Source organism: Vibrio superstes (assembly GCF_003569005.1).
GTDB lineage: Bacteria > Pseudomonadota > Gammaproteobacteria > Enterobacterales > Vibrionaceae > Vibrio > Vibrio superstes.
The window spans coordinates 2,427,998-2,453,094 of sequence record NZ_BCUR01000004.1; the positions used below are offsets into that span (position 1 = coordinate 2,427,998).

Genomic DNA, 25,097 nt, shown 5'->3' on the forward strand with positions numbered 1-25,097 from the left:
CATCGTTTCTGAATCAAGCCTAACCATTTATTTTGGGACTAAAATGAGCAAGCATTTCTCTACAATCGCTATTTTGGGTAAACCTCGCGACATCAGTGCCATCCAGACTCACCATGAGATCTATCATTGGCTTGCTGAAAAAGACTATCGCATTCTTATTGATGACCGACTACAAGAGTTGTTGCCCGAATTAGACGATAAGGTCTTCAGCAACCTAATGCAAATAGGCAAAGAGGCCGACTTAGCTATTGTAGTCGGCGGTGACGGAAACATGCTAGGCGCTGCTCGTGTCCTGTCTAGGTTTGATATTTCGGTCATTGGTGTCAACAAGGGGAATCTCGGATTTCTGACCGATTTAGATCCCGATAACTTCAAAGCGCCCTTAGAAGAAGTGCTAGAAGGCCATTACCTCACAGAGCAGCGCTTTCTTTTAGAAGCTGAGATACATCGTCACGGTTTGGTAAAAAGCCAAAATGCAGCGCTCAACGAAGCAGTGCTCCACCCTGGTAAAGTAGCCAATATGATTGAGTTCGAGGTCTATATCGACAACTCTTTTGCCTTCTCGCAGCGTTCTGACGGCTTGATAATCTCAACGCCAACCGGATCTACTGCCTACTCACTTTCTGGCGGTGGTCCAATCCTATCCCCAAGCCTAAATACCATTTCCTTGGTGCCTATGTTTCCTCATACGTTATCAAGCCGTCCGCTGGTAGTTGATGGAAATCGTCGTATTAAGTTAGTGTTAGCTCCAGATAACCGCGGCACCCAAGAGGTGAGTTGCGATGGGCAGATTTCATTACCCGTAGAGCCTGGTGATGAAATACACATTTATCGTAGTGATAATGTACTGCAACTTATCCATCCAAAAGACTACAGCTACTACCATGTACTGCGAGAGAAATTGGGCTGGTCGAGCAAACTTTTTTAAGCCAGCACACAAAAAACAACAAAAATCTATTTGAGTGACTTTACTGTATGTAAAACCAGTATATACTGTTTTCATATACAGTGTTTCATTCTATGGATTTTTGTATGTTAGCTCATCTTAGTGTTAATAATTTCGCCATTGTAAAATCGCTACAAATTGAACTTCAGCCAGGCATGACCACCATTACGGGTGAGACAGGTGCTGGTAAATCTATTGCTATCGACGCCTTAGGTCTGTGCTTGGGAAGCCGCTCTGATTCGGGCATGGTACGCCAAGGTGAAGACAAGGTAGACCTTTGCGCCAGCTTTATGATTGAGAGCAATCTCACTGCACAGCGTTGGCTAGAAGACAACGAGCTTACCGATGGTGAGGAGTGCATTTTACGTCGAGTTATTGGCAAAGATGGCCGCTCTCGCGCCTTCATTAATGGCAATCCGGTACCAGTTTCTCAGCTTAAGAGCTTAGGCCAGACACTGGTGAGCATCCATGGGCAACATGCCCATCATCAATTGCTTAAGAAAGAGTATCAACTTACCTTGCTCGATCAGTATGCGGGGCATCAAAGCTTACTGAATAATGTTCAAAAGCATTACCAAGCCTGGCGCCAAGCCGATAACACGCTCAAGCAAACCATTCAAAACGGTCAGCAGAATCTTGCCCAAAAGCAGCTACTTGAATACCAAATTAAAGAGTTAGATGAATTGGCCCTTCTAGAGAATGAGTTCTGCGAGCTAGAAGACGAGCACAAGAAACTTTCCAATAGCGGTGAGCTTCTGTCATTAACTCAACAAAGCCTTGATGTGATTAACGACAATGACGATATTAATGCCATTGCCCTTCTGCACAATGTCATACATCAAACCCAGCAATTAGGTGAACTAGACAGCACCCTTTCAGGCATCAGCGAAATGCTCAATGAAGCCTTGATCCAGATGGAAGAGGCGAGCAGTGAACTGCGTAATTATCTTGATTCCATCGATATGGACCCAATGCGTATGCAGATGGTAGAGGAGCGCTATTCTCGCGTAATGTCACTGGCTAAAAAGCACTTAGTTTTGCCTGAAGACCTGTATCAGCATCATCAAGATCTGGCAAAGCAAATCGAAGCCCTTGATTGCTCCGATGAACGTATTGAGCAACTTAAGGCCGAAGTAGAGCAAGCCCTAGACAAGTACTTAAAAAGCTCAGAAAAACTGAGCAAGTCACGTAAGCGCTATGCAAAAGAGCTCAATAAACTGATCTCTGAAAGTATGCACCAGTTAAGTATGGAGAAGGCACGCTTTGATATCAGTATTAATAACGACCCTAAATATGCATCGCCACTGGGCACGGATGATGTCGAGTATTTAGTCTCGGCTAACCCTGGACAACCTTTGCAGCCACTAGGCAAGGTCGCCTCTGGTGGTGAGTTGTCACGAATCTCTTTGGCGATTCAAGTTATCACCGCACAAAAAGTAGAAACCCCTAGCCTAATCTTCGATGAAGTGGATGTGGGGATCAGCGGTCCAACCGCGGCTGTGGTTGGACAAATGCTGCGCAAACTGGGTGAAAGTACGCAAATCCTTTGTGTGACTCACTTGCCGCAAGTAGCCGGTAGTGGTCATCAACAGATGTTTGTCGCCAAGAAGGCCAAGGGCGGCACCACTGAAACAAGAATGTTTACCCTCAATACAGAACAGCGAGTAGAGGAACTGGCAAGGCTACTAGGCGGAAGTGAGATCACCTCCTCAACACTGGCCAATGCCAAAGAGTTAATGGCAGCCTAAAGGAACTCAAGCTAGATCCGACTGTCTACAGCCATGAAAACATGGGAAATGTCATATTTTGCACAGTCAATAACAGGCAATCCTCACTCTCATGGCTGTTTCTCTATACAAGCTGGCTCAGCTTGTTTATTATCTGCCGAGTTTTATTTAGAAGTTAAAGACCTGATCATATGCAGCTTACAAAATGGTTAATCGCAGTCCCACTAGCACTAACAATGTTATCTGGCTGTGCTTTCTTAGAAAAATTGGTTTATCGAATTGATATTAGCCAAGGCAATTTTGTCGAACAATCTGCAGTAGATCAGCTTCGTATTGGCATGTCGAAAGAACAGGTACGCTATGTTCTAGGCTCACCTATGCTGGTAGAAAACGGTAAACCAAACAAATGGTATTACATCTACCATTTCACAAAAGGTCATAACGACCCAGAGCAAAAGAACCTTTTCGTGTTCTTTGGCAATGACGAACGTCTAGAACGCGTCGAAGGTGACTTTAGTGTAGGCCCAGCTTTCAACCAAGCTATTCAGTAACGGCATCGCAACACCAAACAAAAAAAAGGGGAGCACATGTGCTCCCCTTTTTATTTCTATCTAGTTAATTATTGAGCGGCTTTTTTCGCTGCTTGTTCGGCTCGTTTACGTCGAATCTCTTTTGGATCGGCCAATAACGGTCGATAGATCTCAATGCGGTCATTATCTCTAACCGTTGCATCAAGTTTTACGTTACGACTAAACACGCCGACCTTATTCTGTTTAAGGTCTATCTCAGGAAATAAGGCTAACAACCCTGACTGCTCAATGATCTGCTCAACGGTCAGTTCTTTATTTACGACCAGTGCCACTACTCGTTGATCATGAGGCAGTGCATACACCACTTCCACATGAATCATATCGGAATCAATACTCATAACACGGGTACACCTGTTTTGCTCGCAGGGTAAAGGCGTTGACCATGTTAGAGGTCAGCTCGTTGAATACCTTGCCAAAGGCCATCTCTATCATTCGACTGGAGAATTCAAACTCAAGCTTCAACTCCACTTTACATGCTCCCTCATCAAGGGGCGTAAAAAACCAGCCGCCCTTGAGGTGCTTAAATGGGCCATCAACCAGATTCATTTCAATAGCACGACCGATATGCAATACATTCTTAGTGGTAAAGGTTTTACTGATACCCGCTTTTGAAACATCCACAGAGGCTGTCATCTTTGAATCATCAAAATCATGCACCTGAGAGCCAGAGCATCCAGGTAAAAACTCAGGATATCGCGCGACATCGTTGACCAAATGGAACATTTGTTCAGCGCTAAACGATACCAATGCTGAACGGGTCACCTGCGGCATAACTACTCCTCAACTACTAAATCGCTAATTTTACTGACCTTTACCCTAAACCGAGTAAAAAGAATTTCCCTATAATAAGGCAATCCGTATAATGAGGCCACTATGGTAAAGAAAAAATCAAAAACCAAAGCGACTAGTAATACTATTGCGCTAAACAAAAAAGCCCGTCACGAGTATTTTATCGAGGACGAGCTTGAAGCTGGCTTAGAGCTCCAAGGTTGGGAGGTAAAATCTCTACGTCAGGGTAAGGCGAACATCGCTGAGAGCTACGTATATCTTAAAGATGGCGAGGCTTTCATTAGTGGTATGAGCATTATACCACTTAACCAAGCGTCTACTCATATTGTAGCTAACCCTACTCGTATCCGTAAGCTTCTGCTTTCGCGCCGTGAGCTAGACAATCTTTTCGGTAGCATTAACCGTGATGGCATGACACTTACAGCATTGTCCCTGTACTGGTCGCGTTCATGGGTTAAAATTAAGATAGGTGTCGCTAAGGGTAAGAAATTACACGATAAACGTACCGATCTTAGAGATAAAGACTGGGCGCGCGATAAAGCACGGGTTATGAAGAGTAAACTGCGCTAATATTGAGCAACCAGTTGGCATGGTGCTAGACAGGCTAGTCTTTTCTGGTACTATGCAAGAACACTAGGGGCTGATCTAGGATTCGACGGGAATTCTGAAGTCTGAGGTGCATGTCGTGGGGCGGTTGGCCACGTAAAAAGCCGCAAAAAAATAGTCGCAAACGACGAAAACTACGCACTAGCAGCTTAATAACCTGCTGAGAGCCTCTTTGCCCTAGCTTCCGCTTGTAAGACGGGGAATAACAAAGAGTCAAACCCAAACTAGCTAGATCGGATTCTCCCGCCTGAGAGATGAAGTTCGAAATATAATTCAGGATAGTCATTTACTAGCGTGTCGGTTCGCAGGTACTTGGTGAATTTAAAGATCGACTAAGCATGTAGTACCAATGATGAACGGTTTTCGGACGCGGGTTCAACTCCCGCCAGCTCCACCAATCGATTGGAAAAGGCGGTAAGTCATTGATTTACCGCCTTTTTTATATCTGGCATTTAAACAAATACGTAGTTTGTACTAAAGAAAGGTACTAAACATGCGATATTTAACCCTCTCTAAATCTGGAATTTGGCACTTCCGATATCAACTACCCAAACACCTAAGAAAACAATTCAATGATCGCCACGAGATCAAACGCTCGCTTCATACCACCTCAAAGACCAAAGCACGAATACAGGCCTTGAAGCTGGAACTAGAAATTCTCGAAACAATTAGTGTCCATTCAAAAGAAGACCCAGACATAAACCTTTCCTCCCCCACAAGTACCTACTCCCCAGCGGCAAAGACCAATAACAATACAAAGTACAATCCATACCAAGCTCTCGATAGCTTTTACAGTTACAAGCTCGATCACGTAGCAAAAAAAACCGCTGATAGCTTGTATGCGCAATGTAAATGCATTTTGGATATTGTTGGGAAAACGTCTTTAAGAAAGATTCGTAGGGCTGATGCTGAAGGAGTGAAGAAAAGCCTGCAACACTACCCTCGAAATTTAAAAAAGATCCCTGAGTTTAAAAACCTTTGTGTCAAAGAGGCTATAAAGCTAAATAAGACTCTAGAGAAACCAACGCTAAGCGAAGAAAGTATTAAAGACTACATTCACAAGTGTTCCTCTTTTTTCGAATGGTGTGTGCTCAATGAATTAACAGATATAAATCCGTTTAAAGGTATTCGCTTTAAAAAGACTAAGCGAGATAATGAAGGTAAGTTTAGCTACAGCACTGATGAGCAAAAACTTATCTTTTCAGACCCTATTTTTACTAAACACCAGTATATCCACTCTCACTATTTCTGGCTTCCTATCTTGGCTAAACTGACAGGAGCAAGACTGAATGAGCTATGTCAGCTATACATTACCGACATAGTCAAAGTTGACTCCATATGGTGCATATCCATTTCTGACGATCAACCCGACCAAAAACTGAAAAACCTACAAAGTAAGCGCCTCATACCAATACATAGCTTTATTCTTGATATGGGATTCATTGATTATATTCACGCTCTGCAGTCGAAGAGGCTATTTCCTGAATTGAAAGCAGGGCGAGATGGGTATGGATCTGCGCCATCGAAATGGTTTGGCCGATTTAAGACTAAACTAGGTTTTGACAAGAAGCATGACTTTCATTCTTTTCGCCATACTGTTGCAACTGAACTCAAAAATTCTCTAATCTCTTCAGAGGTTGCCGCTTCCATATTAGGCCATTTATTAAACAATATAACTTATGACCGTTATGGAAAAGGTTATGAGCTGACAATCTTGAAAGAAGCTATTGAACGCATCCCTACTGATGCTTTGTCTAAAATTAAACCATTCACCTAAGTTGAACTGTTTGAATTTTAATCGAATAAAAAAAAGTTCTTTTTTTTTTTCAACTCGGACAGAAAAAATTTCAAAAATACCTCTTTGAAGGGGGCATTTGTAGGGTTCTAAGCCCTACTCCCCTCTTCGGTAGACTTTGTTGCCAGATCAACTAATACCCTAGCCTTAACGCCTTCATTTGCCCCTACTGTTTGATTTGCAACCACTTTCACGCCCAAAGCTTTGTCGCTAGCATAAAAGCATACTATTAATGGAGGATATATTTTGAACTTCTCAACGTTTCCACACGCTTCGCAACTTCAACAGAATGGGCTACTTGCAGCTGCTTGTCTTGAACCTGATTTTGACGATACTTGCATACGCAAGTTACCTCTTCCTAAAAGCCAAAAGTTACAAACTAAACTCTCTTCTCTTGAACTTCTAGAGCAATATACCCAATCGAGAAAACAGTTCAAACGTAGTAGCATGAAGTGCATCTTGCAGGATCAGCAAGTTATTTCAACGGCATTGAAGCTACTTCCATTTGATGACCTGAACGAAATTGATCGTGAAGCAGCAGAATGGATTCGAAATATGCTTCATCACTACCCTAAAAATGCTCGTAAGCATCAAATCTTTAATGGTCTTGACGGTCTAGATATCGTTTCAAAAAACAGCCGATACAATTACCCAACACTTTCCAATAGCTCAGTAAAAGGCATCATTGAGAAGGTATCTACGTTTTGCAATTGGGCTGTATCTCATGGCCACATTGAAACTAATTACTTTTATTGCTTACCTACACACCCGCCAAAGCATGAAGATAAGCGTCAAGCATTTTCAAACGATCACCTCAACGCTATTTTTCACATGGATAGTTACTTAGATCACCAATATCTACATTCCTATTATTACTGGCTTCCTTTACTCCTTCGCTTCACTGGCTGTCGACTAAATGAGCTTTGCCAATTGCATAAAGTTGATATTACGACAAAGGGCAAGATTCCCTGTATTTCAGTTCATGATTCCTTTGATGGGCAAAGGATTAAAAACTCTTCTTCCAAACGCTCCATCCCATTACATAGCGAATTGGTGCGACTTGGCTTTCTTAGCTTCGTAGCAACCTTGCAAACTGAACGAGTATTTCCCGAACTAAAACTAGTAAACGGCTACTACTCTCACAATGCATCAAAATGGTTTGCAAGGCGTCGAGATAAACTGGGTTTGACCAAAGGGTTGGATGCCCATTCTTTTCGTCATACGTTTGTCAATGAACTAAAACAGAACCTAGTTCCAAGGGAAGTGATTGAAGGTATTGTAGGACACGAACAGCAATCTGATTCATTCAACGTTTATAGCAAGCATTACGAAGTAGACGTTCTTCAAAGCTTCATTGAGCAAATTAGCCCAGAACATACTAAACACATCAAACCGTACTTTTCCTAACTTTTCTCTTTCTAAAAGCTACTTTCAAACAAAGTAGCTTTTGACAAAAACTTTAAGATTACAAAAATGAAGAATGAACAATCAAACACTCCAGCAGAACATGGCAACTTACTCTTTTCCCGAGGATCTGATGGATTCGACATTAAACAAAACTGGCTTACAACAGACTTTATTCCTTCTGATTCATTTGGAGTAATGTATGGGAAGTCTAGTTCACTCAAGACATTTTTAGCTCTGGAGATGTCCTGCTCTATCGCAACAGGCACAGACTGGAATGGAAAGAAAGTTGATGCTGGTATTGTTATTTACATTGCAGGGGAAGGCGAACGTGGCGTATCACGCCGTGTTAAAGCTTGGGAGTTAGCGAACAATTCTGTTGCTCGAAACTTGTATGTACTAGGCCGAAAAAAAGAAGTGTCACAGGCTAATGTTCAGGATGAAATTATAGCTTCAATACAGGACATAGAAGCTCAATCGGGACTAAAAGCTAAGCTTATTGTACTAGATACAGTTGCACGTCACTTTACTGGCAACGAAAACTGCCCTAGCGCTATGGGAGACTTCATTCAAGGATGCGACAGGATTCGCCATATAACCCAAACTACTATTCTCTGCATACACCACACGGGTAAGGACGCATCAAAAGGTGCTAGAGGAAGTGGTGCGCTGTTAGGTGCATGTGATTTTGAATTTCTAATCAATCGCTCTAGTAAAACCCTTAAAGCCACTCTGATCAATACCAAGCAAAAAGATTGTGAAGAGGCTCCAACACTTGAATTGGAGTATGACATTATTGATTTAGGGATTACTTGTGAATCAAACAACCCCGTAACTTCTCTAGCTCGAACCAAAAAAATGAAGTTGAAAACTGAGGGGGAACAACTTCTGCTAGATCCTATAGTTAAAGCATTAAAGACGGATTTTGAGGGTAGTAGCACTAGAGATGATATCAGACACAAAATCTACTCTAAGGAAGTAGTAGATAGCTGGACCAACTCAAATACAAAGGATTTTTATCGCCAATTTGAAAAGCTTGAAACTGCGGGAATTGTTCTAGCCACTCTAAAAGGGAAGCGACGCTCCATGGCTGATGTTATAGCGTTAGCAGCCTAAGGTGACTAATGACACAGTGACGCACTCTATGAGTGCGTCACTGTGTCATTACTACCTAGGTGTTATTCAACTAGCTAGCAATCTAAATAACCCTAGCTCAGTATGTGCTTCCTCTCACCAAAAAAACAGCTTGTATCTCATCAAGCAACCTGAACTAAAACCAAAATATAAGAAGCAGAATAGATATTCCCATCGCATAACTTACACATTTTGAGCTAAGTGATAATGGCTAACGCACTTCTTTGGATAGGTAGTATCTAACATCATTCATCCCGTTCAATAAATGTGGTATCAACGGCCATCCTTCAGGTACTTTTATCAGACTATAAACAATGAAAAAGCTGTTTTTGGTGGAATAAACACGACCATTTGACCAATCAATCCACAAAGTACAAAACCCTTGCCTGTATTGATAATGTAGTGACGCAAAACTTCTCGTCCAAAATGAACATTAATAAAGCAACGTGTAAGGTGTAGTAACTCATACTCGATCTTACACATCCGTTGGTTAGTCACGACTAGGTCGTAAAGTCGGTCTGCTGTTATCGTAACTCACAATTGTACAACTCAATTCACCACGGCATACCACGTGACATAACGTGTTCTGCCACTTGTCGTGCTTCCATTGGATGCTGTGCTAGGTATGCTAATGGTGTAGTGCCGTAGGGATGGGAGCCGTCCATATCCCCCTGTCATTGACCTGAGTCTTATGACGGTCAACTTACCTCTGGCTTAGTTTCAAACAATAAAATCAGACAGAATAGGTTAATCTTCGTCGAGCATCGTATCCAACTCATATCAGTCAGGTAGCTCCCCCACTGGCTACCGTTGTTTAGTTCCGCCCTATGGATCTATTTTTCGGGAAAACGCATGCGTTTTCGTTGAAATGGGCCGTTATACCATTGGATATCAGCTTGATAACTTTCTTGATTAGCAGTTCATGAATAACTGTATGGAAAAGGATTTGCCTAACTTGGTGTTCGATATTGATAGTGATTTTTACAATATTGAGAGCTACTTACGCTAAACCTCTCGGCATAAGCGCAATTTTACCTAGCAAAAAAGAGAACCGATGCTCTTCTTTATCATTGCGTTGTTCTTCGGGGACTTGGTATCTAAAGATTCTACCAAGTCCGAACTATTATCAGGAACTAGTGCTGCATACAAAAGCAAGACCTCATAGCTGTGGGGGCAAAAACTGGTCTTCTATTTAAAAATAAGCTGAGGTGAACGATAGCTCGACAGATACGAAGAAAATGTACTAACCCAAAAGAACAAAACCAATTTAGAAAGTACTACATTGGCTATTCCATAGTGACTCCAACATTTACAGATTGAATCCAGACTAGCATTCCAGTTCGGGAAAACGCATGCGTTTTCCCGAAAAATTAACTCATAGCGCTTCACTAAATTGCAGTGGCCCATACTCGTTCCAAGCATCCGCTGGTAAGTTATGACTAGATCGTACAGTCAACTTACCCGTGTCGTAATTCACTATGGGACAATTTAATTTTCAAGAAATTGCTAAGCTAACGAGCGTTAGCTTAGTGAAGCAGACGTTTGATTCTACGACTTAGGCATTCAGACACGTTTTTGGACAGAGGCTTGTTACGATTTGAATGCTTTGGCGAATTCTCGGATAAGATCAGATAAAGGAAAAGATAAACCTGACCCAGTTTCCCTTCTCCCCATATAAAGCTCTAAGCACTGCCGTGCCATAGCCACTAGTTTGTCGGACTAGCAACGCTCGCTCAAGTCTAACTATGAAGCTTATGAAACTTTTAACCAAACACAAAATCTAATGTTTTTGCTAGATTTAAGTGCAAATCTAGCAAAAATATTAGATCTTTCCATTAAACCGCACTAATCTAGAGGTAATTCTAGATTTATGCTTCAATCTAGCATTATCCCTAGATTTTATATTGTTATAGCAAGAATGAGAATACCCATGCTTCTACCAAAAAATGACGTGCAGTTAATACCAACTAGCGGTATAAAAAAGAATTCAAGACTCTCAAACATTCGGTTTATCGACTTTGAGAATAGTGAGGAGGCGAGAGATAACTTCAACAATGAGAGATATGCGTTCCAGTATCCATCGTCGGAAATGGTATGCCTAACTGGGATGTTGTGTTTGCGTGGAAATGCGAAATACGCTACGCATCAAAACCTTACATTCAATACAACACTAAATATGAGAGAGTTTCTACACGCAGTTCGCTACGACCCTTCTAGCGACCCCAGAGATCCAGATTTTAAATTCTCAACAATGGCGGAGTTTCACAAAAAATCTCAGGCGGAGTTCAAAACAGCAAAACTAGCAAATAGAAACCTGTATAAAGACTATTTACTGGAGGGCTTAAGAGGAGAAAGAGGAATTCATATACCACCAGTTAACGCATGGATGGATGAGTACTCCTTTATCGATACTGTATTTGTGAACTATCACAATTCACAAGACGGCGTTTACTATGGAAAACTGTATGTTCCCTTGACATATATGATGCAGTCCGATGGTCAAACTCAAACTGCCGCAGTTTTTTTATTAGGCAAAGATGAAGAAGCTGTAAACGAACTTGGCGCTCTCGAAAATCTTCGCCTATCTATCGAAATAGAATTGAATTGCGACCTAAACGTAGCAAGACAATCATTTGCTGATCGAAATGGCCGAGGAGTGAAAAAGAACAAAAATCTAGTAATTGAAATGGACGTTTCTGCGCCATTGAACATTCTTCGTTTAGAAGCAAGCAAAGGTACTATTTTTGAAAATAGAATTATTGGTTCAGGAGCTGGTAGTATCTCAGATAGCAGTACAAGTGGTATTATGAACCTGTCGACTGCAGAGCAGGTCTTGATTCACATGCTTTACGCTACCCAAGACAAAGGTCTTAGTATAAAGCATCATCACATCGATGCTATTTTGCCTCATGCCAATAAGTTTTTTAAAATAATGGAACACTGTTTTAAGGACCATTTCCCGAAGCATACCGCTCTCAATGATGATCCGTTCAGAAAAAAATACCTTACGGGGTGGGCCCATGTTCAAAAAGCAATTGCCAATGCATTTCATTATGCAAATCTCGAGGAACTTGGGCCATTGGTAGACGCAATAAAAGCTGATAAACCTAGCTTTAATTTCGAAGATCTTGGCTTGTCAGATACTCAGCTAAAAGCATTAAACCCACAAGAACGATTCCAACTGATTGTTAAGCACTATCGTTGCACTCGAGAATACAAGAATGTCATAACTCAAGATGAACTTATTTTCCGCTTAAAATCTATTAACTGGTACAGACATGCTACGCATTGGATTGATCTCCTAGGAGCTACTGTAGATAAGAAAACGAATAAACCGAGGACATGGAAACTGCGCTACTTGAATGATCGAGCTGTAGTAAAAGGCGCTAGACCTCACAACCTGCAGAAGATCGGTTCTATCAGTAATAAGATTCTAGGTGAAGATTGGGAACAGTTCACAAGCGATGAAATTTCAAACTACTAGAGTTTCATGCAGGGTAGCATTGCTGCCCTGCATGCCTAGGAAAGTAACCCACCAGAACGCTAAGGATCGCTAAGCAGCTGTAATACAGTATTGGCAGCGTTATTCAGAGCTGTCAGGGTTAGAACATTTTAAGGGCATTGTTAACTAGCTTTCTGCCACAGTACCAAAATAAACTGTAAAACAAGCACGTATGAAGCACGGTATGAGATAATGGCATTTCGGGGCATAGACGTGTCAAACAAAGTTTCTCCGAGGTGCAGCATACTTCGAACTGTAAATTTTTCCGACAACCCCTTTGAGGTGTACCCCGATCACCTGCCATTCAAATCTCATCAGGAAAAGCATGGAAACCTCTGAAAAATCCCTACGATGAACTTGCGGCTCGAAACACGGAAAGGGGCAGAACCGATTTAGGGCAACCTGCCAGATCTGGTCACATCATGAAGACGAAACTGACAGATTACATTGAGACTAATTCATGTAAGGTCATAGGAATGTGGCACATCATAGTGAATAATTACCTTAAAATTCATATAACCCCATAAATGCTCTTGTTCAACAGCTGGCGTAGTTCAAGTATAACTACCCAACTATTGATTTTATCTATCCCTTAAAATTTCAAATCCTCATCTTTGGAAGGCTTTTTTTATACTCTATTTGATTGTGAAAGTTGGTACTTGATTCCATCTGATTTTTGACATTGTTAAATACATCTTTTATGTCTTTAGCCACACAAAGTTCATTGATAGCTTCGACGTCTGCTTTAACTGTCTCTAGAATTACATTCTTACCTTCAGGACTAGCTATATAATGGTGCTGTAGGCACTCATTTGCGCTATTGACAGTATTAGGCTTATCGTTCGCTACAATAGCCTCTATTAGCTTCTTATAGGGAGTTAAGAAAGAAGATAAAATGCCCTTAACTCGCTTAACACACTTCTCCAATGAATTTAGTTCAGTTTCTTTCTCTTCAATCCTAAGTTTTACGCTAGTAAAATAGATTTCTTCAGTACGGACATTTTTCTCAATTTCCGATAGCTCAGCCCTTTTGACTTGAGTTACGTCCTTCAAGTTTTGACACTCACTTTTGAGTTGTGCAGCTCTCTGTTCAAGCAGGTTGTGTAGATTATATAGTCTGTCAGACTTCGGCTTTTTTGCATCTTCATATTGCTTGTGAAACGCCATAACTTTTCTTTTCCTAGACGTTCGCCATCGTATGTCCAGCTCTTGAAAATTGTCCCTGACGTGCTCCATAAACATATCTTGAAGTACAATGCCTTGAAGCTTTGCGGTTGCCCGTCCTCCTACCATTTTTTCTTCAATGTTAGAAATGGTATGAGTTTCATGCCGACGAGTTTCTGGGTTCCATAGCTTTACTTCCGTTGGATGTGCAGCCAGATAACGATTTACCGATTGTCGTAGTTTGGAACAGAGATCTCGCTTGCCCGTTTTTCGATTTCTGGTACTAACAAATATATGTGGATGTGCTCCAGTTTCCATCTCTGAGCTGCGCTCATCGTTATGTACGACTATGAAGTGGATTGGATAATCAGGCAGATGTTGTTCATAAAATTTCCTGATGCAATTTGCCATGCGTTTAGGTTCAGGAACAACACCATGTTGGTGCGGAAACTTAAAGAATGCTTCGTGAACTTTAGATACTCTCTCATCAACAGTACCTTCAACTTGCTGTGATAACGCCATATATTTATCTAGCATTTGAAGAAGCTGATTTCGACGTTTAACACCTTCTATTGCTTCGATCTTTTCTCTATAGTTTTCTGGCTTTTTATCCCTGATGATTTGTAGTTCTTGAGCTAGAAATTTATGCCCAATAGCTAAGGATGAGGAGATTTTTTTATTCAGTTTATATTCATACTTTTTGTAATCAGCTTTTACACTCGCCAATACTGTCGTACTTGAGAATTCTCTAGTTAAAACATTAGAAATATATCTTTCACGCTTATCTTCTGAAAGCGAATTTAGTCTAAATCCATGTGGGTTATTTGTTGTATAAATCCAGTTCTGTTCCGCCAAACAATCGACCCATTCATTGTGTTTAAACGAGTCAGTTTTAATGCGTAAAGAATGCTTCAGAGTCTTGCGAAAAGCGTCTCGCTTACGAAAGTTTACGTGACGGTAAATCATCGTAGTCTTGGTCATATTTTTGTATTTGATTTTGATCTTAGTTCGAGGTGAAACCTCGCCAGCAGCATATTTCTCATCTTTTTCGGAGAAAAAGTGTGAATATGCGTAGCTGGTTACCTAAAGGTTAATATTTCCTTTAGATTAGAGCAAATAATGACTCCGACTAGTCAGCAACATCGATGAAAGCTCTCAAGACTTATGTTTTCTGAAAGCTCAAAGAATCAAATTTCGAACGTTCTATAAGCATCAAAACCGGGTATAAATTCATGGCCAATGTACCCCCTTTGATTCGTACGAAACTGAATACCTTTTTGCTCGAAATAATTACAGTCATGGTTATGGCCATAAATCCAAGTCGTAATTTTTGAACTAAATAGCCAAGAACAATCAGAGGCAAATGCTGGATTTAGACAACTGCCACTATAGCGAGAATGGATGGCATTAGGTGTCGGAAGATGATGAGTAACAACTATATTCTTAGCTGTTTTAGATGATGTTATTGCGCTTTGAAGCCACTGTACAGATTCAGAGTGTAACTCTGCCGATAAAGCTGGTGTAAAGATCAATGCATGATCAAAATGTATACGTTTAAAATCGCTAATACTGTTCTTTGCATAATAAAACGATACTTCAGGGCTTCCATCTAGCTCAAAATCAGTCCACAAAGTGCACCCATGAAACGTGACCCCGTTAAGAACAACCGAATCATTACTAAGCACATGCAGTTTAGGGTATTGCGCTGCATAAGCTTTTGTCTTGCTGATCGATTCAGAAATTGAATTACAACCATAGAATTCATGATTACCCAACACATATATAACGTCTTGAGGAAAGCCTCCCGCCCAGTCAATTGCTCGCTGACCATCTAGATGGACATCACCAGCTAGAATCACTACATCAGCATCAGTTATAGGCAGTTCCATAGCGCCAAACTCTAAATGTAAATCGGATAGGTATTGAATTTTCATTAGATGCTCACAGCTAACCACACCCCGTAAAACTAGTCGCTACAACAAGCAAAGTCAATAATGAATACTGTGGTAATATAATGATTTTAAAGGATTTTTTGATCGCCACGCATTTTAAAGCTACAGTAATAATAAGCACTCAACTGAAGAATATTTCATGACCAATATTGATCCTAGTAAAGCAATAAAAGGCCTAAAAGCCGCACTAAAAACCCTTGAGTTGTGGGGATGCAGTGATAGCCAAAAAGAAGTTATTTTAGGTGGTCTTACTGGAGGCGAGGTTAGCTCAGAACAACTTGTTAGAATAAGCTACATTCTGAACATCCACTGCTGCCTTAAAACTATTTTCAAAAATCCCCAGAATATTTACGGCTTCATGAGCATGAAAAACAATAATTCTTTCTTTGAAGGGCGAACCGCTTTGAATGTTATAGAATCTGGACGGGTGGAGGATTTAGAGCGAGTCGCTAAACATTTGGATGGGATGACATTATGAATACACATAACGGTACTATGATGATTCAAGCAAAATATCTCTTGGAGTGTTTGCCTGCGATCTCTCTATTAGCAGAATCCATTGAAACAAATACTACAAATCACCCATCCTCAACTAGAGGCCTAATTTTATACAACGTGAAGCTTCTAACTGATTTTCTACAATGCAGAACTTTATCGGATGCAGTTATGTTTCTTGATATAGAGGGAAATAATTATTTCCACGACTTAGTCAAAACATGTCTTGAAGGTAGCTTAGAACCCCCTAGTGTTCGCTCAGAGTTTAAATTTCGCCAAAATTTTGAACTCGACATTGTTAAACGCCTGAGGAACCAACGTGCACTACTGAAGTATACAGATTGCCCTCAAAGAGAAAAGCGCCACTTCTATCAAGTGTACGAAGAACAGCTTTTCGTATATGCGAGCATGCATAAAGACGATGATTTGTACTCTACAATCGACGTTCCTGATTCTGATTCTAATTTTGATACAAATGATCAAACAGAACTGATGATTTGGGAAATATCAAATACTAGTACAGAACCAACCGCTTCCTCAAAAGACCACATGTACAACGATGAACCGGAAAAATGGATTCGGTGTATCTTGCGCTTAATTGAGTATTGCAAGGAGTCAAATATTACAGTGCTTAGCCTAGATAAATCTATTGCTAGAAAACTATCTAGAGATTTGTTGAATGTTGAAATTCTGGCTTTTGAAAAGGGATCTTGCTGTTATTACATCAAAACTAAGAAGAGTTTGCCTAGTTTAATAATAGATCCACGCACCTTGTTGTTCCACTCCAATCCATTGGAGTGATTATTTGTATAATTACTGACACCAAGATGGCCTAAAGTTAGTATGCGTGAGGTAGATTCTGAACGACAGCACCACTGTTTGACTTATATTTCCTCACGCTTCCTGTTCGTAAATTTAGCTAAAATTGTTATAGCAGTACTAGTCTTCAGTTAGCTGATCGAAAATAAATATAATGAACTTTTTGTAACACAGAAGCAAAATATATAACCAGCATCAATCAATTTCAACCACTACATTTTCAGCTTCAATCATTTATTTTACTGCTTGAATAATATTCGTGATGAAGCTCTATTATTAAACGTGAATTACATATTATGCACTTAGTGGCATGTATGATTCAGACGTTTCAATTATGGATGATTAAGCAGAATAAAAATATGAAGCATAAACTAATACCTAGCATTTTGGCTCTAACTCTTGTGGGATGTGGCGGGTCTTCTTCTAGTTCCAGTACCTCTAACCCGGAAACTCCCGATGTTGAACCAGCACCACCAGTTGAGGAAAGCCCTAAATGGGTAATATTAGAAGATACTGTCACTCGCTATGAAGCGGAATTGCAAGTCGACGGAAAGCTTTATGAAAACATGCCTATTCCTAACTTGGATGAGGAGTTCAATATCAATAAGTCTAACCAAATCGTAGGCTCAGACTTTGGTGTAGAAGGTAAATGGCACACTTATGCTAGAGTGAAGACAGCTTCAGAAGATCAATATCGAGAGATCAAATTTTCTACTAACTGGTCAGCCCAAGGTAACTACAAGGTCTACGTTACAAATGAACATCTGTCAATTGAGACTTCTAGAAGCTCAGAATCTCTAATGATCGACCATGTAACATACATGGGTGACTGGTACAGTGCTTATAAAATTAATTCAAATTTCCAAGATATATATGATCGTGTGAATTGCATTACTACAGATATTCATAATACAGCAGGTATCCCTTGTGATGACGGCACGCTAATACCTTTAGATTTCGTATTAGAATTACATGAAAAGTCAAAAACGATGACCCATCAGGAAATGATGGAAATAGACTGGATAAACTCTTTAAAGAAAAGAGAATAATACTCATCAATGAAAGTTTTGGGGTCAGGTCTTTTCGTTATCCGGTAAGTTGGAATAACGAGATGGATAAAAAAGTAACAGGTCGATTTCTACTGATTAAATATGCAGTGCGGGAGTGCTTGGCTACATTATAATCAGCACTAAAGTTCAGAGGCATGATGCAATCTGAAGAGAAAAAAGAAAGATTTCTCTGACTAGATTTCGGGACGAGCAAAGTTTTTTCTAGTTAAGAAAGACTGGTGGTAGTGAAGCTAAAAAGGTTGTTATCAGACCTGAGTTGGACTGAATGCAATTATACATATGCACACTTAATATTCTTAGCAATAGCTCTTTTTGCACAGGCATTCACAACCTACACAGAAGAGCATTCGGCAGTAGCAGTCAGGCAAAACCCGAAACATAGAGATGCTTATAAGCCATGGTCGAGCCATGATGATCAATTAATAATGACAATGCATAGTGAGGGAACTTGTATCCCAGATACTATGTGAGGACTTTGGTCACCAGCGTGGTGGAATTACATTGAGATTGGAAAGTTAGGTAATATGTATGGGAAAGTATTGGTTTCTTTATTTAGTCCTGTCGTTTGGTGCAAGTGCTAATACGATATTTGTAGAGGGTGTTGGTGACGTTGATTTAACTATTCCAGCCCGCAGTGCAGCGATGATAAAAAATTGTATCATCGTACTCAATGATAGAGGAGAAAAAGAAAAAGCAAGTTACTTTGCAAAATCATTCGGTAGACGCTTGGGTTTCTTTGATACCCTCTCAGAAAAGGATAAGCAGTTTGCATATAGAAGCGTTCTGGATACGGAAGAAATGTTACAGCAAATTGATGATAATATTCGTTATAAAAACTGTTTACACATATATTCTATGCGCAATAGCTAACAAAAAATTAAGAGTAATACCTAACGCTTGGATTTATATTTCTAAATTTTAAAGTATTTACGGTGGCATGGTTAAGTTTGGTGAAAGCAATGCTCATGCCTTAATTGGATGTTAGCTTAAAAACTCAACCTATATGGTATAATGTTCAAGATTTATGTGGAGATTTAGATGTGTTAAGAAAATTTGTCTTATTGCTTGGGTGTTTATGCGTACCTACTGGCTATAGTGCAACGCTTCCTTTTGGATTTGAGATTGGTGATTCATTAGAAGATGCGAACGTAGGACGTTTAGATAATGTTCAAAAGCGCATATATTGTCCATATGAGAAAAAGTTTCCAACTAAAGCTATTGTAAGGCTATCTGATAACTTTATGGGTTTTAGTAGTTTAGACTTTATCAAGTTATCTGATTCGAAGAACCTAGAAACATTTTTGGAGTTCCCTGCACATTTCTACTCATATCAAGTTAATTCTGTCAAAAATAGGTACAAGAAGACTTCAGAATATAAAGAGCATGTTTATATTGCAAAAAAATTAGTTAGTGATCCTATGTTTAAAGAAGCATTGGGCAAGCTTCCTGATACATTAGATTCAGAACAGCATGTATTTAAAGTGGAAGGTGGTTATGTATGTGCTGATTATGCTGACAATAAGCTATGGCGCTTATCAATCAACGCCGAAGGCATGAATGCTCGTTTTCATGAAATATCAGGTGCAATAACCTCTAAATATAATCAAAAAGCAAATATAGCTTATAGTGTATCTGATTGTTATAAATTTTATAGAAGGTACAATTCAACGTCCGAAGATAATCAGTGCACGATTTTAAATGCTAGACTGACACGTAATGATAACGTAACAATAGAGTACCAACTTTCAGCTAATCATTATAAGAAAGGATCATTTGAAAAATTACCTGAAGCAAAAGAATTAGGTAGGGAGAAAGGCGGGTATGTTCATTATCTTGATGAGTCTTTTTATAATGAGTTGCTTGTTAAAAATAATGAATCTTGGGATGTTTTTGAGAGTAACTATCATCTGGCTTTTAAACGTTTATACGAAAATATGTTAGATGAATATAAAGGCAAAGACAATTATCTTGAACAGTTTTAAGCATACAAAGCATTTAAGGTTTCAAGATACTTTTTCTAATCAGATAGAGGTCTGTTAGAACGACAGTTCTATTACACTTTTGTCCAAGTACGGTTTAGCACAAGATTTCATGCTCTAATTATATAGTGGGAAGGAGGGTTTACCTTATAGATCCTCTCTAACCCATACCAATTCAACTCCGTATCAGGGAGTTGAATCGAAGCAAAACAACCACCTACCTACTACGGTGAAAAAAACGCAAAAAAGCCCTTGTTAGTCCGTGAAAGTTGGTGCTAACATTCGGTACTAAGAGCTACTTAAACCACAACCAAAACAAACTTAAGTATTTGTTTATAAAGGGATTGATAGACACTCCCGCCAGCTCCACCAAATCGTATAAAAAGGCACCCAAATGGGTGCTTTTTTATTGCCTTCAGACAAGTAAATCAATAACTTAGCACCTCACTAAGCGCCAAGAGACCTCACTGTGACTTAGACTTTTTGTTCCCCAAAAACTACCTTTGGGGAACAAACAAGAAATTTTGGGGGGCTAAAACATGCCGAGACCCGCTACCAGACTGAGCCACACTAAGATCCTTGCCCTCTCTTGCAAGAACAAAGAACAACTACTTACAGACGGCAATGGTTTAACCCTGAGGGTTCGCCCCAATGGTTCGAAGGTTTTCTACTTTCAGTACTCACACCCACTGACTAAAAAGAGAACGAAGCTTCAGATAGGAAAGTTTCCTCACTGTTCATTAAAGCAAGCTCGAAAAACAGTACTTGAGTACAGGGACTTACTGGATCGGAAGATAGACCCAAAGAGCCACTTAGCACAGCAACAAGAGGAAGAGCTCAATAAAGAGAAAAACCTTTTAGCCAACGTGGCAGAGGAATGGCTTGAGGTGAAAAAACACAGTGTTACCAAAGACTATGCCCATGATATCTTGCGTTCTCTCGAGCTACACGTTTTCCCTTCTCTTGGTACAGTTCCAATTTCCAAGATTACCGCCCCTGAAGTCATCAAAGTTCTCAAAGTTGTTGAATCGAAAGGAAATCTAGAAACGGTAAAAAGACTATGTCAAAGACTCAATGAGGTAATAGATTTCGCAGTGAATACTGGGAAGGTCTTCTCAAATCCGATCTCAAAGGTTCACGTCGCTTTCAAAAAGCCTAAAGCTCAGAATATGAAATCTATTCCACCATCTGAGCTACCAGAACTACTTCAAACAATATCAAGGGCATCTCTTAATAGAGTCACAAGGTGCTTAATTGAGTTCCAACTACACACGATGACAAGGCCTAGTGAAGCCTCAAACACTCTCTGGGAAGAGATAGACCTAGAACAGAAGATATGGACCATACCAGCCAGTAAAATGAAGCGAAGACGTGAACACGTTGTCCCGCTCAGTGAATACTGCATAGAGTTACTGTGCTATACAAAAAGTATTAGGAGAGGCAGTCCCTATGTATTCCCCTCACCTACTGATAATTTCAAACCTTTGAATAGCCAGACCGTCAATGCCGCCTTAAAGCGGATGGGCTATCAAGGAAAGTTGGTCAGTCATGGTTTCAGGTCGATAGCCTCTACCGCTCTCAATGAAGAAGGTTTCGATTTTAACCTCATAGAGTCAGCTCTAGCCCATGTTGACCCAAACCAAACCCGAGCGGCATACAACCGAGCCACATATATAGAACGTCGAAGAAAAATGATGAACTGGTGGAGTCAGCGTATCCTAGGTGCCAAAAGCACTCACTTATAAAAGTGGTTCGGTCCCTTAAAGGGGAACACTTGAAGGCTGATTCCACACAAAAAGTCGGCCAAACCAGAAAGAGACAACATGGTTGTAGGTAAGTCCTTGCGTGGTGGCACGCTTACAAATAGAACAGATTACTTCGAAGGAGCTATTTTGCCAGAACATCAAAAATTTCATTAGTCAACTGAGTGAGATGTTCTCCGCAGACATAAGCTTTTAATAGCTCTATCGGATCTTGATAATGACAATGGATTGTTCCGTACTCTAACAAGCAATCGTCTGAAGACTTTACATCTATTCCTCGGCTAGCAACATGTGCAGATTTAAGCTTTGCATTTGAACCCGGAAATATAAAATGGTTGGATACAGGAGTACCTTCGCCTTCCAATTGTGATACCGCCTGTTGATAGTAGAACTGCTTAACTAGATCTGGCCAACCAGGCGCTGTGTATGGTGAACTTGCTTCATAGTATTTAGCATCAACTACGGCAAACCGATTTTCATCAAAATGTTTAAGAACCGTATCCGTTCTCTGACCTTTCTGAGCGATAGAAATGAATTGCCCTTCGCTCGTTTGATAGACAGGAACAGGTAGCTTGCTGTTGACTGGGTACTTACCTAGTAAGCATTCATCCAGCATAGATTCCCAAAGATTATGGAACTTACGTACCCCTATCAAAGTACTGCTACTTAATCTTCCTTTTTTTAATTCGAGATACTGGATCAAGCTATTGATCAAAAATATATCACGCTCTGAATAACTCAGTTGCAGTTCACGTCTAAGATAAGTGAGATTGACCTCAAGACTATCGGAAGGTTTTTTTATGTGCTCTAAGCGCTCATCGAAATAGCTTGAGATGCCTAACCACAACATACCGTAGTCAGAAAATAGCTCTTTCATCACTGCGGCATGAATTTCAGCTATTTCACAATTGGCAATGTAACGAGAGCGAGAAGTTTGTAGGTCCATGTATATCGGACCACTTACAGATGGATAAGCGGGGCTACGGGAGACGGTTCTAGACCAGTTCACTTTGCCAGAGTTAAATGTGCGTTCTTTAACTCGACGTACATATAGTCCATTGGCTTGATAGTCATTGATGAGTGAGATCGCCAAAGACAAGGCTCGACCGCCGATCAGTTCTTCACCGTTTTCGAGAGCATCAATGCCACTATCTTTATCTTGGTAATATTTTAGTAGAGCTTGGATAAGGTAGTGGCCAGCACTGCCACCATCTTCTGTAGAAGCTTGATGGTTACGCGGCAAAAATATCGCGACACCATCAGTATAAGGAACAACACCACTAAAGTGTATCCTCTTCATATCAGGAGCAATAAGCCCCTGACTTTTTAACACATCAATAACCGAGTTAGGTATAGAGGCATCCGAAAGAGAAATGCGATCTGATAAGTAGATAATTTTATTCTGTGGCATCTTTTGTAGTCTCAGCCACCTCAATTTTACGACCTTTCTCAGCAACTCTCTCTTCTACCAGTGAGTTAAAGACTGCATTATCTTTTCTAAAAGCACTCGATAACTTCCCGAAGGTTTTGAATTGAGGTGAGAAAATTTTCTTTGGACCTATATGACGTAGTACATCATCCCATAAGTATACAAATAACTTTCCACTCAGGCTCTCTTTTGCTATTGAGTCATCATTCATTTCCTTTTCAGTTAAGAAAAATGGGCCAATAAGTCGGTCTTCAGCAACGTTACAGTCAACTAGTAGATCATTAATAATCTGGGCTAACTCTATCCAAGAAATATCATACTCACCGCCACTGGTAACAATCTTAAAGTTATGGTTTGGAACATCAGGGTTAGTAAAGTCTATGTCTGTATACTGAAAACTCCACCGACGTTTAAATGCAGCATCCATAGGCATTACCGCTTGATCACTGCTGTTCATTGTGGCGAGCAGAGATAGATTTGATGGTATTTCTAGCTGAGATAACTCAGAAGCCCCGACCAAACGAAGTTGTTCATTAATGTACGTCAGCATATCTGGATCAGTAGCATCGATTTTGTAAGTGCTTTGACCATTATTGCCTCTGTCTAGAAGCTGAAATAGTTCACCAAAGACTGCCGCAGCTGGAGCACGGTTTATCTCTTCAATGACTAAGCAAACATGCTTAACTGGATAAGACTTTGCTTTTACTAAAGCATTAGTAAATGGGCCTGGGCGATACTGATAGGTTACAACGGGCTGACCATCACTACTTGACTCCATTTGGGGCTTCAACGAGCCAACAAAATCATTGTACTGCGTATCAGGGTGGAAAACGGTAACGATCTTTTCTGCCCCATTACACTCTATAGTGTGAACCTTATGACTTTTACCTGTACCCGGTGCACCATAAAAGATTTTATTGGCAGCGCCTTTAAATACTGGAGATTTAGAGTCAAAGCAGAGGGAGGATTTAAAGAAAAAAGCATCATCATCTTTCTGAATTGACATGTTATCCCACAAATTTGAGATAAGAGCAGATACACTTTCTCTTAGCTCATCAGTATCAAGTAAGCCTTTTTTAATATGCACATACTGATGTGAAGGGAAATGATAGTGAATCGGCTCTTCAATATATCCTGAGTTACCTGATACTGGTGTCGGACTAAACAAGAATGCTTTATCTAAGGCCCTCCAATCGGCAAACCTTGATGAAGTAGAGCTTAGTTCCGCATCCAACTTACCTTGCCATCCGAGGGTAGACAAGATCATAAAGAGCAATTCATCACCACTTTCACCCCGAAAAACATGAGGAAGGTAAGCATTGTACTTATCAACTAAGACATTGTAAGCCGACTTATTTTTAGCAAATGCGGATGTCAGTGCCCCTAACATACCTGAGCTATTGTTCGGGATAGGTAAAGCTTTTAAAAGTATCGATTTGAAGAAGTCTTCGTTAGAGCGAAGTTTGGTAGTTGCTGTTTTACCATAGCCATTAATGATTTCCTTCGCTTTTAGGCGATTATCAGCTGTTGTTACATCAAATACATCATAAAAATTGGTTAAACTATATGGGTCAATATTTGATATTTTTGATTGACTTGCAGCTCTAGCACTAATGAATTGTGCGATATCATCAGGCTTTATCATTGCTTGAACAACTTGGTCGAACCTTTCTAGATATTTATTAATCAAATACGAGAGCGGAGCTAGCTTAATGACATATAAAAAGTATTGGCTAGATATATATGCGTGATTATCACTGCCAGCTATGCGAATCCTTGCTGACGAATCAGATACTGTAATATCGAGCTCAAGCGATTCAAAAGCGGATTTAGCTTCATTATCAAAATTTAACTCGGGAAGCTCCCAACTAGTGTCAGGCTCATTTGTATACCATTCACCAACAGTGTTTATTTTTGAAAGCATTACGTCCTT

General features: G+C 40.2%; 20 protein-coding genes and 1 other RNA gene. 15 read left to right on the forward strand and 6 right to left on the reverse strand.

The features are described from left to right. The first annotated feature begins 43 nt into the window (after positions 1–43). From nadK to D5I41_RS19050, 3 genes are all read left to right on the forward strand, one after another. Positions 44–928 (forward strand): NAD(+) kinase, encoded by an 885-nt coding sequence (nadK, locus tag D5I41_RS19040; protein ID WP_119011154.1) that lies wholly within the window; start codon positions 44–46, stop codon positions 926–928. A gap of 104 nt (positions 929–1,032) precedes the next feature. Further along, positions 1,033–2,694 (forward strand): DNA repair protein RecN, encoded by a 1,662-nt coding sequence (gene recN, locus D5I41_RS19045; protein WP_119011155.1) that lies wholly within the window; start codon positions 1,033–1,035, stop codon positions 2,692–2,694. A gap of 170 nt (positions 2,695–2,864) precedes the next feature. Then, positions 2,865–3,224, forward strand: coding sequence for an outer membrane protein assembly factor BamE (locus tag D5I41_RS19050; protein WP_119011156.1), 360 nt, complete (start codon positions 2,865–2,867; stop codon positions 3,222–3,224). Positions 3,225–3,292: 68 nt separating this feature from the next. On the opposite strand, the gene D5I41_RS19055 is transcribed toward D5I41_RS19050, so the two are convergent. Both D5I41_RS19055 and D5I41_RS19060 read right to left on the reverse strand, forming a co-directional pair. Then, positions 3,293–3,601 (reverse strand): RnfH family protein, encoded by a 309-nt coding sequence (locus D5I41_RS19055; protein WP_119011157.1) that lies wholly within the window; start codon positions 3,599–3,601, stop codon positions 3,293–3,295. Next, the gene (locus tag D5I41_RS19060; RefSeq protein WP_119011158.1) at positions 3,591–4,034 is read right to left on the reverse strand and encodes an SRPBCC family protein; all 444 of its coding nucleotides are present in this window, start codon (positions 4,032–4,034) and stop codon (positions 3,591–3,593) included. Before D5I41_RS19060 ends, D5I41_RS19055 begins: the two co-directional genes overlap by 11 nt. 102 nt (positions 4,035–4,136) lie before the next feature. On the opposite strand from D5I41_RS19060, the gene smpB reads away from it, so the two are divergent. The 6 genes from smpB to D5I41_RS19090 all read left to right on the forward strand — a co-directional run bounded on the left by smpB (position 4,137) and on the right by D5I41_RS19090 (position 12,475). Next, positions 4,137–4,622 (forward strand): SsrA-binding protein SmpB, encoded by a 486-nt coding sequence (gene smpB, locus D5I41_RS19065; protein WP_119011159.1) that lies wholly within the window; start codon positions 4,137–4,139, stop codon positions 4,620–4,622. A gap of 66 nt (positions 4,623–4,688) precedes the next feature. Then, positions 4,689–5,055, forward strand: a transfer-messenger RNA (tmRNA) gene (gene ssrA, locus D5I41_RS19070). Between the two features lie 96 nt (positions 5,056–5,151). Then, entirely contained in the window at positions 5,152–6,435 is a 1,284-nt protein-coding gene (locus D5I41_RS19075; RefSeq protein ID WP_119011160.1) for a site-specific integrase, read from the forward strand. Between the two features lie 264 nt (positions 6,436–6,699). Then, positions 6,700–7,860 carry a site-specific integrase gene (locus D5I41_RS19080; protein WP_119011161.1) on the forward strand — a complete coding sequence of 387 codons (1,161 nt, stop codon included), beginning with the start codon at positions 6,700–6,702 and terminating at the stop codon, positions 7,858–7,860. Between the two features lie 66 nt (positions 7,861–7,926). Further along, positions 7,927–8,973 carry an AAA family ATPase gene (locus tag D5I41_RS19085; protein ID WP_119011162.1) on the forward strand — a complete coding sequence of 349 codons (1,047 nt, stop codon included), beginning with the start codon at positions 7,927–7,929 and terminating at the stop codon, positions 8,971–8,973. Between the two features lie 2,134 nt (positions 8,974–11,107). Further along, positions 11,108–12,475 carry a ParB N-terminal domain-containing protein gene (locus D5I41_RS19090; protein ID WP_147094830.1) on the forward strand — a complete coding sequence of 456 codons (1,368 nt, stop codon included), beginning with the start codon at positions 11,108–11,110 and terminating at the stop codon, positions 12,473–12,475. 618 nt (positions 12,476–13,093) lie between these two features. Here the strand turns inward: D5I41_RS19090 and D5I41_RS19095 are convergent. Together D5I41_RS19095 and D5I41_RS19100 are read right to left on the reverse strand one after the other, a co-directional pair. Further along, positions 13,094–14,512, reverse strand: coding sequence for a hypothetical protein (locus D5I41_RS19095; protein WP_147094831.1), 1,419 nt, complete (start codon positions 14,510–14,512; stop codon positions 13,094–13,096). A 332-nt stretch (positions 14,513–14,844) separates the two neighbouring features. Further along, the gene (locus tag D5I41_RS19100; RefSeq protein WP_119011165.1) at positions 14,845–15,591 is read right to left on the reverse strand and encodes a metallophosphoesterase; all 747 of its coding nucleotides are present in this window, start codon (positions 15,589–15,591) and stop codon (positions 14,845–14,847) included. Positions 15,592–15,748: 157 nt separating this feature from the next. Here D5I41_RS19100 and D5I41_RS19105 point away from each other — a divergent pair, with 157 nt between their 5' ends. From D5I41_RS19105 to D5I41_RS19130, 6 genes are all read left to right on the forward strand, one after another. Continuing rightward, on the forward strand, positions 15,749–16,087 hold the full coding sequence (locus tag D5I41_RS19105; protein ID WP_119011166.1) for a DUF2384 domain-containing protein: 339 nt from the start codon (positions 15,749–15,751) through the stop codon (positions 16,085–16,087). Next, positions 16,084–16,905, forward strand: coding sequence for a hypothetical protein (locus D5I41_RS19110; protein ID WP_119011167.1), 822 nt, complete (start codon positions 16,084–16,086; stop codon positions 16,903–16,905). Before D5I41_RS19105 ends, D5I41_RS19110 begins: the two co-directional genes overlap by 4 nt. Positions 16,906–17,237: 332 nt before the next feature. Then, positions 17,238–17,972 (forward strand): hypothetical protein, encoded by a 735-nt coding sequence (locus D5I41_RS19115; protein WP_119011168.1) that lies wholly within the window; start codon positions 17,238–17,240, stop codon positions 17,970–17,972. Between the two features lie 549 nt (positions 17,973–18,521). After that, a complete protein-coding gene (locus D5I41_RS19120) occupies positions 18,522–18,863 on the forward strand; it encodes a hypothetical protein (RefSeq protein ID WP_119011169.1) in 342 nt (113 codons plus the stop codon). Between the two features lie 170 nt (positions 18,864–19,033). Next, positions 19,034–19,975, forward strand: coding sequence for a hypothetical protein (locus D5I41_RS19125; RefSeq protein ID WP_119011170.1), 942 nt, complete (start codon positions 19,034–19,036; stop codon positions 19,973–19,975). Between the two features lie 536 nt (positions 19,976–20,511). After that, positions 20,512–21,717: an integrase domain-containing protein gene (locus D5I41_RS19130; protein WP_119011171.1), complete on the forward strand. Its 1,206-nt coding sequence runs from the start codon at positions 20,512–20,514 to the stop codon at positions 21,715–21,717. A 142-nt stretch (positions 21,718–21,859) separates the two neighbouring features. Here the strand turns inward: D5I41_RS19130 and D5I41_RS19135 are convergent, their stop codons facing one another. Both D5I41_RS19135 and D5I41_RS19140 read right to left on the reverse strand, forming a co-directional pair. Next, entirely contained in the window at positions 21,860–23,146 is a 1,287-nt protein-coding gene (locus D5I41_RS19135; protein WP_119011172.1) for an LlaJI family restriction endonuclease, read from the reverse strand. Beyond that, positions 23,133–25,088: an AAA family ATPase gene (locus D5I41_RS19140; protein WP_119011173.1), complete on the reverse strand. Its 1,956-nt coding sequence runs from the start codon at positions 25,086–25,088 to the stop codon at positions 23,133–23,135. Before D5I41_RS19140 ends, D5I41_RS19135 begins: the two co-directional genes overlap by 14 nt. Positions 25,089–25,097 lie beyond the last annotated feature (9 nt).